We start from the raw sequence: 14,492 nt of genomic DNA, 5'->3' as shown, positions 1-14,492 counted from the left end.
GGTTGATTCGCTTAAGTTAGTTAGCGTGTGCAGAAAGGTAACTTGCAACACCTTTTCTATCCGCGGTCATTGCATCTTTTCCTTCTTCCCAGTTTGCAGGGCAAACTTCACCTTTTTCTTGAACGTGAGTGTAAGCATCAATAAGACGTAAATATTCATTTACGTTTCTACCTAATGGCATGTGGTTGATACCTTCGTGAAAAACTGTACCTTCTTCATCAATAAGGTAAGTTGCACGATACGTTACGTTATCACCTTCAACAGTAACAACGCCAGTTTCTTCATTATACTGCTCGTTAGTAATATCTAGGATACCTAAAGTAGAGGCAAGGTTACGGTTGCTATCTGCCAATAATGGGTAGGTAACACCTTCAATACCACCATTGTCTTTATCGGTACTTAACCAAGCAAAGTGTACTTCTGCTGTGTCACAAGATGCACCAATTACCAATGTGTTTCTTTTTTCGAACTCACCTAAGGCCGCTTGGAATGCATGTAATTCAGTTGGACATACAAAAGTGAAGTCTTTAGGGTACCAGAAAAGAACAACTTTCTTATTATTTTTTTGAGCTTCTTCTAAAACGTTCAATTGGAATGTATCGCCTAAATCATTCATTGCGTTTACATTCAAGTTGGGGAATTTTTTACCTACAAAAGCCATATTCTATTGTTTTTTAAGTTTCAATTTGAATACAAAATTACATGAATATTATGGCGGACAATGTAATGTGTATTTAAAAAATCGATATCAGAATAACTAATGTAAATGCTAGGGTCTAAAGTTTAGTTTTCTTGTTTATTCAATAAAAAATAGGCTGTAAAATTGATTGATTAACAAAGAATGGCAAGCTGTTTTCTAAATTCATAATTAATGGATTTACGAATTTCTCCCTTTTCGTTAAGAAGAAGGGTTTTTTGTGGTCAGTTGCTTCAATTTAATACTGAAGGCAGCAAAAATTAAAGTCATAATTGGGCTTAACCAGTTAAAAACGGCGAATAGGGCAAACTCGGCTGTTCCAACCCCCAAAACGCTACTGTGGTATGCTCCACAAGTGTTCCAAGGAACAAGTACCGAAGTTACTGTACCGGAATCTTCTAAGGTTCGACTAAGGTTTTCGGGAGCTAAGTTTTTATCGGCATAAGCTTTACTGAACATCTTGCCGGGTACTACAATGGCCAAATACTGGTCCGAAGCAGTAATGTTCAGTGCCAAGCAGCTTCCTACTGTACTGGCAAATAACCCGAACGTAGTTTTTGCCATCACCAATAGGGATTTGGTAATACGGTCCAAAGCGCCAATTCCGTCCATAATACCTCCAAAAACCATGGCACAAATAATAAGCCAGATAGTGCCCAACATTCCGGCCATGCCAGATGCGGAGAATAGGTCATTTAAGGACTCATTGTCGGTTGGAACAGATGTTTCTACGGTAATAGCCGTGAGAATCCCTTCATAGCCAGATCTTAATGTAAGTTCTTTGGCTCCAGTTATATTCGCAACTACATCTGGCTGAAATATAAGAGCAAATAAAGCACCTAATAATGTTCCGATAAGCAAAGCTGCTAGAGGCGGAGTTTTCTTAATAATCAGTACTACAACAATTATAGGTACTAGGAATAACCATGGATTGATATTAAAAGCGGAGTCAATTGAAGTTAAAATTGAATTTACATCCGCAGAACCTGTAGTGTCAATAGTGAAACCTAGGATAATAAAAAAGATAAGTGTCACTGATATGGTAGGAACGGTGGTGTAGAGCATATACCTAATGTGCTCAAAAAGTTCTCCTCCCGCCATGGCAGGTGCTAAGTTGGTGGTGTCGCTAAGTGGTGAAAGTTTATCACCAAAATAAGCTCCTGATAATACTGCGCCGGCAGTCATACCTAGGGATATACCCAAAGCATCGCCTATACCAATAAGAGCAATACCTACGGTGGCGGATGTTGTCCAGCTACTACCTGTTGCAACGGATATGATTGCGCAGATAAAAACGCAGGCCGCTAAAAATATTGTGGGATTCAAAACTTGAAGGCCGTAATAGATCATTGCGGGTATGATTCCGCTTATCAGCCATGAGCCGGCGAGTGCACCTACCATTAGTAGTATGAGCAGCGCACCAGTGGTGGATTTTAGGTTTTCGGCAACCTCTGCCATCATTTGCTCATAGGATACTTTGTTGAATACACCAACAATCGCGGCAACCGCACCTCCCAATAAAAGGATAAATTGGTTAGAGCCACTAAGGGCATCGTCTCCAAAAACAAAAACATTATAGGCTAGCATAGCAACAAGCGCTATTACAGGAGTTAGTGCTTCCCAGATATTCAACTCTTTGTTTTTAACGATGTTTTCGTTTTCTCTGTGCTCCCCTGAATTTTGGTTTGTCATTAATATCGGTTTAGCTATTAGGTAATATTACAATTTTGATGGGGTTTGTGCAACTTTTGTATAAATTGGTAAAGGATACCCTAAACCGGAAAATAGTGTTAATTTTGTAATTCAAATTCAAAGAAAATTTTATGAGTTCATATGACGTGGCCATTATTGGCTCAGGACCAGGAGGGTATGTAGCAGCTATTCGTTGTGCACAATTGGGATTGAAAACAGCAATAATAGAAAAGTACAGTACTTTAGGTGGAACTTGCCTTAACGTAGGTTGTATTCCTTCAAAGGCTTTGTTGGATTCTTCTCATCATTATGAGGATGCCGTAAAGCATTTTGAAGCGCACGGAATTGATATTCCAGGTGAAATAAAAGTAAATCTAGAGCAGATGATTTCTAGAAAGGCGTCTGTTGTAAAACAAACATGCGATGGTGTTAAGTTCTTGATGGATAAAAATAAAATTGATGTTTTTGAAGGCTTGGGTAGCTTTAAGGATGCTACTCACATCAATATTAAAAAGAATGATGATAGTACGGAAACGATTGAAGCTAAGAATACTATAATCGCTACTGGAAGTAAACCTTCATCTCTTCCATTTATCAAAATTGATAAGGAACGTATTATAACGTCTACCGAAGCATTAGAGTTAAAAGAGATACCAAAGCACCTTATTATTATTGGAGGTGGAGTAATTGGGTTGGAATTAGGACAAGTGTACAAACGTCTTGGTGCCGATGTTACTGTGGTTGAATATATGGATAGAATTATCCCAACTATGGATGCTTCCCTTTCTAAGGAATTGACAAAGGTTCTAAAAAAGCAGAAGGTGAAGTTCAATCTTTCGAGCAAGGTAAAATCTGTGGAAAGGAAAGGTGATGAAGTTATTGTTAAGGCCGATGATAAAAAAGGGCAAGAGATAGAGTTGAAAGGTGACTATTGTCTGGTAGCAGTGGGAAGAAAGCCATATACCGATGGTTTGAACGTTGAGGCAGCCGGTGTTAAATTGGATTCTAGAGGTAAAGTAGAGGTGAATGACCATTTGCAGACTTCAGCTTCTAATATTTACGCTATTGGCGATGTTATTCGTGGTGCTATGTTGGCTCACAAAGCGGAGGAAGAAGGTACCTTGGTGGCTGAGCAATTGGCAGGTCAAAAACCGCACATTGATTATAATCTAATTCCCGGTGTAGTGTATACATGGCCAGAAGTTGCTTCTGTGGGTAAGACCGAAGAGGAATTGAAAGAAGCCGGTATAGAATATAAAGTGGGGCAATTTCCAATGCGTGCATTAGGTCGTTCTCGTGCAAGTATGGATTTGGATGGATTTGTAAAAATGCTAGCGGATAAGAAAACGGATGAAGTTTTAGGAGTTCATATGATTGGAGCCCGTAGTGCGGATTTAATCGCGGAAGCAGTTACTGCAATGGAGTTCCGTGCATCTGCTGAAGATATTTCTAGGATGAGTCATGCGCACCCTACTTTTGCAGAAGCGGTAAAAGAAGCGGCTCTTGCTGCAACGGATGATCGTCCGTTACATATTTAAAAAAGAAACTTGTTACTATATAAAAATCCCCGAAGAGCATTGCTCCTCGGGAATTTTTTTTTGGATATATAGAGTTTTATAAATGCTATCTGATACTTAATTTTTTGCCCAACCCACTCTTCTTAGTAATCTGTACAATCGGTTTTTTGCTATTTGAAAAATGTTTGTAGCATAAACCTCGGCCTTTAAATAAGCAAACCTTAAAGCGATTGTTGCTTTTTGGTTAATAATTTCTTTGTGTTCTTCATATTTAAGAGCGGTAAAAGTACATAGGAACATAAATGTCAACGCTCCTGAAATGGCAACGGTAGGAGTTAGGGAGTGATTGAAAAATCGATACAATCCCAAACCTGTAAAAGAGCCGTAAAGGATAATAAAATGAACGATATAAATGGACAGTGTGCTTTGTCCGATTTTTAGTACTGTGCTATTTTTAAGTAAGCTTCTAAAGAGCATAAATACGCTAAAAACAATTAAAACGTCACCTAATCGTATAAATAAGTAATTATTGAAGTAAATGTTCGCAAACAACTGTAAATCTGTCCATTTAGATAGCTGTAAAAATAAATCCGAAGAAAATGAAATAAGCACTGCTCCCGCTAAAGCGAAAAACGGAATAGCAACGGGATACAAGTACTTAAAATTTTTATACTTCGTAAAAACAAGTGAAAGAAACCCACCAAAGGAAGCATATCCGAACCAAGGTAGAATGGTGAAAACAGAACCATTGCTTTTGGTTAGGTAATTCGCAAAAGCATCCGGTAAAAATGAGAATCCCCATGTCTTGTAGGTCGGTTCAAAAATGAACAGCAATAGCGTAATACTGACCAATACTGTTGGGAAAACAAATTTCTTTCGGTTTTGAGCTAATAGATATATGCCAATAATCCCCAATAAAGAAAGACCTATGCAATGTAGAACATCAATTAAATAAAATGAATCGTATATTTTCCCCTGTAACAGACCTAAAAGGTTCATCCGTAACAGATATCCAATAAAGAGTAATTCTAGCCCTCTTTTAACTCCTTTTTTAACTCGTGGATTTTGAAGTCCGGTTGTATCGCCTTTGACTAAAAGATAGGTAAATATAAAGCCGGAAACCGTAAAGAATACTGGTGCTGTAATACCTCTAAAGTATTTCCAAATAGAAAAAGAGGTGCTTGTGCCATCTCTAAAGGCAGTATCAAGTAGCCCATCTATAAAATGCCCTTGTAGCATCATTAAGATAGCCCATGCTCGCATGGCATCAATAAAGTATAGTCTTGTTGTTTTGTTTTCCACTAGTGATAATATCAAAAATTGGCAAAAGCATCAATAAAACTCAAAACTTTGCTTTTTAGTACATCCGCCATAAACCTGCGGACAATTAAACGGCAAAATAACTATCTTATATACTTGTAATACAGTTAGTTTGGATGTTTGCGTCGCAAAATTAGATAAATTCCTCGCAATTCAACTGTATTTGCTATATTTTCGCTAAAACACATCTAATTACTCACTATGGCAGCGATATTAGCATTTGCAGGTAGCAATTCTTCAAAATCTATTAATTACCAATTGGTTAAATACACGACATCCCTTATGGATAACCATACAATTCAATTGTTGAACATGGTTAATTATCCATTTCCTATGTTTGGTGAGGATTACGAGAGAGATAATGGGTATTCAAATTCTTTGGTGGAGCTTAAGGATGATATGGCCAAGGCAGACGGCATTATTATTTCGGTAAACGAGCATAACAGCGGGCCTTCGGCATATTTTAAGAATCTAACCGATTGGCTTTCGCGTGTGGAGCGTAAGTTTTTAGATGGCAAACCGGTATTGTTAATGTCTACTTCAGGAGGTCAAAGAGGAGGAATTACTGCCTTAGAAGCTACTAAAACTGTGTTGCCTAGGTTTGGTGCTGAAGTTGTTGCAACGTTTTCTTTGCCTTCGTACAGTGCGAATTTTAAAGAGGGAGAAGGTATCACCAATGCGGAACTTGCTAAGACGCACCGTGCTGCTGTAGACCAATTTTTAAGTAAACTTTAAAGGAACTCCCATTTGCGTATTTCTGCGTCTTTCACTGTTTCCGATATTCAAAAATTCAAAGAGAGGTTATTGCTTTGGGCGCAACAATTTGAAGAAATTGTTTGGCTTGACAGTAATGGACACACGGGTAAATACAACTCGTTTGATGCGCTGTTGGCTGTTGATGCGCTTACAACAATTAAAACGGATAGTGATAAGGCCTTTGATAAGCTGAGAGAATTTCAAGAGCAAGCTAAAGACTATATTTTTGGGTATCTTTCGTATGACTTAAAAAATGATATTGAACGACTTTCCTCTAAAAATAACGATGGTCTAGGGTTTTCCGACTTGTTTTTTTTTCAGCCTAAAAAAATCATTAAAATCACTGGTAACACCGTATATTTTGAATATCTACTTATGGTAGATGATGAAGTCCAATCTGATTTTGAATTGATTTCCAACGAAACAAAGATAGAGGAGGAAGCGGTTACCGAAAACATTAAAATAAAACTCCGTGTTTTTAAGGATGAATATTTCCGGCAGGTAAGAAAAATGCTAAGCCATATTCACCGTGGCGATATTTATGAAGCTAATTTTTGCCAGGAATTTTATGCGGAAGACACTCAAATCAATCCTTTTAAAACCTATCAGAAGTTAAATAAGATATCAGAAGCACCGTTCGCATCATATCTTAGGGTGTATGACAGGTATTTGCTTTCGGCCTCTCCGGAGCGCTATTTACGAAAAGATGGGCCTAAGCTAATTTCCCAACCTATTAAAGGAACCGCAAAGAGGGCTGAAAATGCAGAGGAGGACGAAAGATTGATTGAGGCTTTAAAAAACGACCCAAAAGAGCGTGCGGAAAATATAATGATTGTGGACTTGGTTCGTAATGACCTTTCAAAAAGCGCGCTAAAGGGAAGTGTAGGGGTTGAGGAACTGTGTGAAGTCTATACTTTTGAGCAGGTGCATCAAATGATTTCTACGGTTGTTGCGCATGTGGCGGTAGATGTTAATCCGGTAGATGTAATTAGACAATCATTTCCCATGGGCAGCATGACGGGAGCGCCAAAAGTTTCGGCCATGAAAATAATAGAAGAGCTCGAGGCTTTTAAAAGAGGTTTGTATAGTGGTGCGGTAGGCTATTTTACACCTGAGGGTAATTTTGATTTTAATGTCGTCATCCGAAGTATTCTTTATAACGCTACCCAAAAGTACGTTTCTTATTCCGTGGGAGGGGCAATTACAGCAAAAGCAATTCCTGAAAAAGAGTATGAAGAATGTCTTTTGAAGGCTAAGGCTATGCGTGAAGTTCTGGAAGGTTGAGCTAGCGTAAGAGTAAGCTAGTTTCTACTTCTAAATTATAATTCTTGATTACCTTTGTGATGTGCTAGAAGAGTTCCAAAAACATATTGAAACAAATTTTAAAAACTTGCTCAAAAGTAAATTTTTACTTGCTTGCAGTGGAGGCTTGGATAGTACTGTTTTGGTAGATCTTTGCAGTAAGTCTAAACTGGATTTTGCCATAGCACATTGCAACTTTAACTTAAGGGGTGAAGCAAGTAATGGCGATGAAGAGTTTGTTAGAAAACTGTCTTCTTTAAGTGGTAAAAAATTTTACACAACTAATTTTAATACAATTGGTTATGTTGAAAAAAATAAAGTATCGGTTCAGGTAGGTGCAAGGGAGCTAAGATATGATTGGTTTTCAAAAATTATGCAAGAAAATGATATCAAAACCTTGGTTACGGCGCACCATGTAGATGACAGTGTTGAGACATTTTTAATTAACCTTTCCAGAGGTACAGGTATAGATGGCTTATCTGGAATTCCCGAAAAAACCGATACCATTTCAAGACCGCTTCTTCGGTTTTCTAGAAGTCAAGTTTTAGCGTACGCAGAGGCTCAGAATTTACAATGGCGAGAAGATGCCAGTAATGCGGATACCAAATATCTGCGGAATAAAATTCGGCATGAGATTGTACCGCTTTTAAAAGATTTGAATCCTTCCTTTTTAAAGAATTTTACAAAAACACAAGATTATCTTTCTGATAGTGCAGTAATTATTGAGAAACATATTGCTGAATTAAAGTTCAGCTTGTTTCAAGAAAAAGATGGGGTCATACGTATTCCGATCAGCGAATTGTTAGAATTAAAGCCTGTATCGGCTTATTTACATGCTTTATTTAAGGAATATGGATTTACGGAGTGGAACGATGCAGAGAATCTATTATTGGCCATGAGCGGCAAGGAAATACATTCTAAAACACATCGATTGGTAAAAGACAGAGATTTTCTTCTCTTGACTGAAATTAAGAAAGAAATAGATGTTGCCTATCAAATAAAAGAGGATCAGATTCAAGTTTCTGAACCGGTTCCACTCAAAATAGAATCAGTAAAACATTTATCGTCTTTAAATACAAATACACTTTACGTAGATAAAAAAGCGTTAAAGTATCCATTGACGATAAGGAAATGGGAAAAAGGCGACTACTTTTACCCTTTAGGGATGCAGGGTAGAAAAAAGCTATCCAAGTTTTTTAAAGATGAAAAAATAGATGTGGTTTCCAAAGAGCGCCAGTGGTTGCTCTGCTCTGCCGGTGAAGTCGTTTGGGTAATTGGCAGGCGAGCGGATGAACGCTTTAAGGTGACCGAAAGTACAAGTGAAATTTTAAAATTCACATTAAATTAATGAAGCATATAATAGTATTTATTTCGTTGTTTTTTAGCTTTTTAAGTGTGTTTTCTCAGGATGATGAGAATCCGGTGGTTTGGTCGCAAGAAGTTAAGAAAATAAGCGATACGGATTATGAGTTGATACTTAAGGGAGTTATAGCTGAAGGTTGGCATGTGTACTCTCAATTTACTTCAGAAGGTGGTTCTTTGCCCAGTGAGTTCAATTATAAAAATGTAGGCGAAGGGTATGAGCTTGTTGGTGAAACTTTAGAGAGCGAAACCATTGTTGAGTACAGTGATATTTTTGAGGTAGATGAAACTTTTTTTAAGGAAACGGCCATTTTTACTCAGAAAATACGACTGCTGAAGCAAGATATAAATCAGATAGATATTAACTTTTTTTACCAGGTTTGTAAAGAGGTTTGTATTCCGGTAGACAAAGATTTTAGTTTTGTTCTTGACGGGGGAGACGCTGTACAGGAAGAGAAAACTATAGATGAACATAGTAAAGCCCTAAGCTCGGCTTTAAAAATAGATTTGAAGAACAAAGAACTTTTAGGAACTACTCATGAGGTAGGTGAGGCAAGTTCCGGCCTTTGGATGATTTTTGGTTTAGGTTTCCTAGGTGGATTAATAGCATTGCTAACCCCTTGTGTTTTTCCTATGATTCCCCTTACGGTATCTTTTTTTACCAAGCATTCTCAGAAAAAATCAAAAGGAATCATAAATGCCCTGTTGTACGGTTTCTTTATTGTTTTGATATACTTTTTATTAAGTCTGCCGTTTCACATTTTTGACTCCGTTGACTCGCAAATATTGAATACCATTGCTACGAACATCTGGTTGAATATTGCTTTCTTCTTAATTTTTGTGTTCTTTTCGTTTTCGTTTTTCGGGTATTACGAACTGACTTTACCGAGTTCTTGGGCGAATAAAATGGATGCTGCTTCTTCTAAAATAGGAGGTGTAATCGGTATTTTCTTTATGGCCGTTACCTTGGCTATTGTTTCATTTTCATGTACGGGACCTATTTTGGGAGGTCTTTTGGGAAGTACGGTTTTGGAAGAAGGTGATGTAGCAATGAACCTTTCTGCGGGTATGACCGGGTTTGGTGTTGCCTTAGCATTGCCATTTGCTCTTTTTGCATTGTTCCCTGCGTGGTTAAATTCGCTCCCAAAATCTGGAGGTTGGATGACAACAGTAAAGGTGGTACTTGGTTTTCTGGAATTAGCGTTAGCGCTTAAATTCTTGTCCAATGCAGACCTGGTGGGTAATTGGGGAATACTTAAACGTGAAATTTTCTTGGTCATATGGATTGTATTATTCGTACTGTTGACCTTGTACCTTTTTGGAATTTTTAGATTCCCTCATGATGGTCCAAAACAAAAACTGTCATTAGGTCGTAAGGCTACGGGCATAGTGAGTGCTGGTTTTTCAATTTATATTCTTTTGGGGCTTTTGGGAGTTTCCAACCTTAAGATGCTCAGTGGTTTTCCACCACCGGCATTTTACAGTGTTTTTGAAACCGAAAGTGATTGTCCGTTGGGAATAGATTGTTATAAAGATTTTGATATAGGGGTGGCGCATGCAAAAAAAGTGAATAAACCAATTCTATTGGATTTTACGGGCTGGGCTTGCGTTAACTGCAGAAAGATGGAAGAAAACGTTTGGAGCGAACCAGATGTTTATTCTATTCTAAAAGAAGATTATGTGCTTATTTCGTTGTATGTAGATGATAGAAAAGAGCTACCGGAAACGGAACAATTCGATTTTAAATATGATACCGGTCGTGTAAAACATATTGAAACGATAGGTCAGAAATGGGGCACTTTTCAGACCATTAATTTTAATGCGGCTTCTCAGCCATATTATGTATTAATGTCTCCTGACTTGGAAATCTTGAACAATGCCGTACAGTATACCGATAGTGATGTGTATAGGGAATGGTTAAAAGAGGGATTAGAAAATTATAAAAGCAAGTAGAGGTCAAAAAAAAGGAGTTCCAAAATATTTTGAAACTCCTTTTTTTTTGCTTTTATAACCTATTGCAACGCATCAGGCTGAACATCCAATTTAAATTCATCTTCAATTTCATCATCAGTAGTTTCAATAACTCTTAACGGTTCCTCGCCAAGAATTTTATCTAGTTTATTCAAAAACCTTTTATGAACTTGATTGGCATTTAAGACCATACCCTTTCTCTGCATATTTCTAGCTAATAAATAGCCTCTTCTTGCAGCTTCCATACGTTGTAGCGGTGTACCATGGTGACCATCACTTGTAAAGCTACAATCACCAATATTAAAGAAAAGTTCAAGAAATTGCTGAGTTCGTCTCCAGTTTTGGGTACCACCTCTTTTATGGGTTACATAGTAACCTGTAAAGAAATCGGCTTCTAATTCAGTTGTTCTTGTGGCTTCCGGAGCATTATCTGCAGCGCCGTTTGGATACCACTTGTCTTGATTGTTAAATTGAATTTGGTGTGCCCATTCGTGAGCCATGATGCCGTTCCAAATTACACCTCTTCTTATTCCTGTCTGCTCTAATAAGTCTACTATTCCGTCTCCAATAACAATTAGGTCATTCTGCCCAAACTGACCATCCAAGGCAATAGCAAATCCATCAGAAGCAATTAGAGGTGTTTCTGTAAGAAAGGTACTTTCTGTATTAACAAATTCAGTGAAATAATAGGCAAATGCATTAGCTTCTGAGGCGGGCATTTCGTACCAGAAGCTTAAAATATCAACAATTTTATCATAATCTTCTAAGGTGCTTTTGTGTTGTCCGCGTACCTCTACTTCGTGAGGCATAAACCAAAACCTTTCAAGACTTCTGGTAATATTTTTTACTTTTTGAGTGTCTTCTCCATCTGCGCCAAAATATTGCTGACTGTCATCCGTGATGGTGGAAAGAAAATTCATTTCAGCATAGAGATCATACCATTCAAGCCCAATAGAGTCAAGGTTACTAGAGACTGAAGCGGCTACAACATCATCTAATGGTGTTAAGGTGCATTTGCTTGGTTCTACAATAGAAGATAAATTAAAGGGAACGTCATGGAACATTGACTTTTCAGGCAGCTTTTTAATCAAGGATGGCACCTTAAAATCCATGTTTGTAGAATGGATATTAATTTTTGAAGTCAAAGGCGTTAAGCCTTCTTCATTTCCAACCTCAAATTCATCTTTAGTACATGAGACGAGAACAAGGCTTGCACTGAAAATAATTCCAGCCATTTTGTGGTAAGCATTTTTCATATAGGTTCTATTAAGATTATTTTAACTAAAAATAAAGATAATAACACTCTTAAACCTAAAAATAAAACAGTTTTTTCTTACTTTTTTAAATTCAAAAAACTACAATTTTTATATTTTTGTGATCGAACTTATGTAATTAATTACCATTCATCTATCAATTTTAATCGCCTTATAAATAATTCTTATATTACATCAAAACTTTGACTTAAATGAATAGATTTAAGCGATTGGGGTGGGGGTTGCTTGCTCTTATTGGTGTACTGGCAGTGGCTATTGGCAGTTTTACATATCATTTGAAACCTGACTACGACGGTGAAACAAAACTTCGGGGTCTTTCTGAGGAAGTACAGGTTTATTACGACACTTACGGAATTCCACATATTTATGCGGAAAATGATGCAGATGCTTTTAAGGCGCTTGGTTATGTTCATGCGCAGGATAGGCTTTGGCAAATGGAGTTGTTGCGTCGTATCGGCAGCGGTAGACTTGCGGAAGTTTTTGGAAAAGATTTACTGGGAACGGATAAGTTTTTCTTGGCATTGGGCGTAGATGATTATTCCTCAGAAACCATAGCTAAAGTAAACAGCAATGATGAGTCGGTTCAATTGTCATTGGCTTATTTAGATGGAATTAACCAGTTCATTGACGAAGGCCCTACGCCTGTAGAGTTTTACCTTACTGGTACAGAAAAGAAACCGTTTGTTTTAAAAGATGTGTACAATACTTTGGGCTATATGGCTTTCAGTTTTGCTATGGCGCATAAAACGGATCCTTTGTTGAGTAGGATAAAAGATAAATTGGGTTTTGAGTATTTAAAGGATTTAGAAATAGATAGTGATACAACTACACTATGGATAAAGAACTATCCCCGTAATCGAGCGGATTCTATACAAAAATCAATTTCCGAGGTGATGTCTTCTTTGGAAAAATTATCAATTCCTCTTTTTGAAGGGAGCAATGGTTGGGCAATAGCAGCAGAAAAGACCAAAAATGGAAAAGTCATTTTTGCAAATGACCCTCACATAGGGTTTTCTCAGCCTTCCGTGTGGTATGAAGCTCATGTAAGTACGCCTAGTTATGAGAAGTACGGGTATCATTTAGCAGGTGTGCCGTATCCTGTTTTAGGGCACAATAGGAAGTTAGCTTATGGTATGACCATGTTTGAGAATGACGATGTTGATTTTTATTACGAAAAAACACATCCAACGGACCCAAGAAAGTATAAAAAGGGGGATGAATGGAAAGATTATGAGATAATATCTAAAACTATAAAAGTCAAAGATTCAGACGATATCCATTTTTCCTATAAAAAAACACATCATGGCCCTGTTTTAAATGGTATTGCAGATCAGGTTACCGGAGAACGACCTGTTTCTATGTGGTGGGTATTTACCAAGGTGGAAAATCAATTATTGAATAGTTTGCATAATATGTCTTACGCAAATGGCCTAGGTGAATTTAAAAAAGCTTTAGAAGGGCTTCATGCACCTGGTTTAGGTATTGTTTATGGGGATGCAGAAGATAATGTGGCCTATTGGGCTGCGGCTAAGTTGTATACGATTCCGGACAGTATACATACAAAATTTGTGAGTGAAGAAGGTAAGGGGCTTCCTGTAGAAAAGGAATATTTAGATTTTAGTGAAAACCCCCATACTATTAATCCACCTTGGCATTATGTTTATTCAGCAAATAATCAACCAGATTCTATTGCAGGAATGTTGTATCCTGGTTATTATCTTCCTGAGAATAGGGCTAGACGAATCTTTCAACTTTTAGAAAGTAAAGGTGATTGGGATAAGGAAGCTGTTGGTCATATGATTAATGACAATACCTCTCCGGTCAATGTTGAAATTGTAACCATGCTCCTTAGTAAACTAAAAATAGATGGCCTGAGTACGGGGCAACTGAAAATTTTAGATGCTTTAAAACAATGGAGAGGAGATTACCCGAAGACAAGTATAGAGGCTACTGTTTATCATAAATGGATGTATTGTATTTTAAAACACATTTTTAAAGATGAATTGGGAGATATTCTTTTTGAAGAAATAATGAATACGCACCTAATAAAGCGTACCATGGCTCCTATTTTTGCTAATGAAAATTCCATTTGGTGGGATGATATTAGCACGTTGAATATTGCAGAAAGTCAAACTGATATAGTCAATGTTTCATTTCGGGAAGCATTACAAAATTTAGAAACAACTTTAGGAGAAGATAGTGCTTCATGGGTTTGGGGTAGAGTTCATACCATAGAGCATGGTCATCCTATTGGTCAAATTGAGGCGCTTAGGTCATTTTTTAACGTGGGGCCATTTGGGGTAAACGGAACGCGTGAGGTTATAAATAATTTATATTTTCCGTATACGGAAGATGGGGTTTATAAAGTTAGCTCGGGACCTTCCACTCGCAGGGTAATTGATTTTTCTGATGTGGAAAATGGTATAAGTATTTTACCAACGGGCCAGTCAGGCAATCCATTTAGTGAGCATTATAAAGACCAGGCAGGAATGTACGTGAATGGAGAGTTCCGTAAGATGATGCTTAATAAAGAAGAGATAGTATCAACTTCAAAATCACAACTTACTTTAAAGCCTGATAATTAGGGATGCAGATTGAAAT

10 protein-coding genes are annotated in these 14,492 nt (G+C 37.4%); 6 read left to right on the top strand and 4 right to left on the bottom strand.

Translation table 11 applies throughout. From position 1 onward, the window contains the following. Positions 1–16: 16 nt before the first annotated feature. The gene (locus IWC72_RS17885) at positions 17–661 is read right to left on the bottom strand and encodes a peroxiredoxin (RefSeq protein WP_194527539.1); all 645 of its coding nucleotides are present in this window, start codon (positions 659–661) and stop codon (positions 17–19) included. A 237-nt stretch (positions 662–898) separates the two neighbouring features. After that, entirely contained in the window at positions 899–2,389 is a 1,491-nt protein-coding gene (gene nhaC, locus IWC72_RS17880) for a Na+/H+ antiporter NhaC (protein ID WP_194527538.1), read from the bottom strand. A 131-nt stretch (positions 2,390–2,520) separates the two neighbouring features. On the opposite strand from nhaC, the gene lpdA reads away from it, so the two are divergent. Then, positions 2,521–3,927 (top strand): dihydrolipoyl dehydrogenase, encoded by a 1,407-nt coding sequence (lpdA, locus tag IWC72_RS17875; RefSeq protein ID WP_194530721.1) that lies wholly within the window; start codon positions 2,521–2,523, stop codon positions 3,925–3,927. Positions 3,928–4,023: 96 nt separating this feature from the next. Here the strand turns inward: lpdA and IWC72_RS17870 are convergent, their stop codons facing one another. Beyond that, positions 4,024–5,208: a heparan-alpha-glucosaminide N-acetyltransferase domain-containing protein gene (locus tag IWC72_RS17870; protein WP_194530720.1), complete on the bottom strand. Its 1,185-nt coding sequence runs from the start codon at positions 5,206–5,208 to the stop codon at positions 4,024–4,026. A 219-nt stretch (positions 5,209–5,427) separates the two neighbouring features. Between IWC72_RS17870 and IWC72_RS17865 the strand changes: the two genes are divergently transcribed. From IWC72_RS17865 to IWC72_RS17850, 4 genes are all read left to right on the top strand, one after another. Further along, positions 5,428–5,961, top strand: a complete 534-nt coding sequence (locus IWC72_RS17865) for an NADPH-dependent FMN reductase (protein ID WP_194527535.1) — start codon at positions 5,428–5,430, stop codon at positions 5,959–5,961. A 12-nt stretch (positions 5,962–5,973) separates the two neighbouring features. Next, the gene (locus IWC72_RS17860) at positions 5,974–7,266 is read left to right on the top strand and encodes an anthranilate synthase component I family protein (protein ID WP_194530719.1); all 1,293 of its coding nucleotides are present in this window, start codon (positions 5,974–5,976) and stop codon (positions 7,264–7,266) included. A 106-nt stretch (positions 7,267–7,372) separates the two neighbouring features. Further along, positions 7,373–8,632: a tRNA lysidine(34) synthetase TilS gene (tilS, locus tag IWC72_RS17855; protein WP_226979627.1), complete on the top strand. Its 1,260-nt coding sequence runs from the start codon at positions 7,373–7,375 to the stop codon at positions 8,630–8,632. Next, complete coding sequence (locus IWC72_RS17850; RefSeq protein ID WP_194530717.1) at positions 8,632–10,599, top strand: protein-disulfide reductase DsbD family protein; 1,968 nt, start codon at positions 8,632–8,634, stop codon at positions 10,597–10,599. Before tilS ends, IWC72_RS17850 begins: the two co-directional genes overlap by 1 nt. 59 nt (positions 10,600–10,658) lie before the next feature. Here IWC72_RS17850 and IWC72_RS17845 read toward each other — a convergent pair whose 3' ends face one another. Then, the gene (locus IWC72_RS17845; RefSeq protein WP_194530716.1) at positions 10,659–11,873 is read right to left on the bottom strand and encodes a hypothetical protein; all 1,215 of its coding nucleotides are present in this window, start codon (positions 11,871–11,873) and stop codon (positions 10,659–10,661) included. 209 nt (positions 11,874–12,082) lie between these two features. Here IWC72_RS17845 and IWC72_RS17840 point away from each other — a divergent pair, with 209 nt between their 5' ends. Further along, complete coding sequence (locus IWC72_RS17840; RefSeq protein WP_194530715.1) at positions 12,083–14,476, top strand: penicillin acylase family protein; 2,394 nt, start codon at positions 12,083–12,085, stop codon at positions 14,474–14,476. Positions 14,477–14,492 lie beyond the last annotated feature (16 nt).

It is taken from the genome of Zobellia roscoffensis (assembly GCF_015330165.1).
In the GTDB taxonomy this organism is placed as follows: domain Bacteria; phylum Bacteroidota; class Bacteroidia; order Flavobacteriales; family Flavobacteriaceae; genus Zobellia; species Zobellia roscoffensis.
Note: the sequence above shows the minus strand (reverse complement) of the source record. Positions and strands in the feature narration are given on the sequence as shown.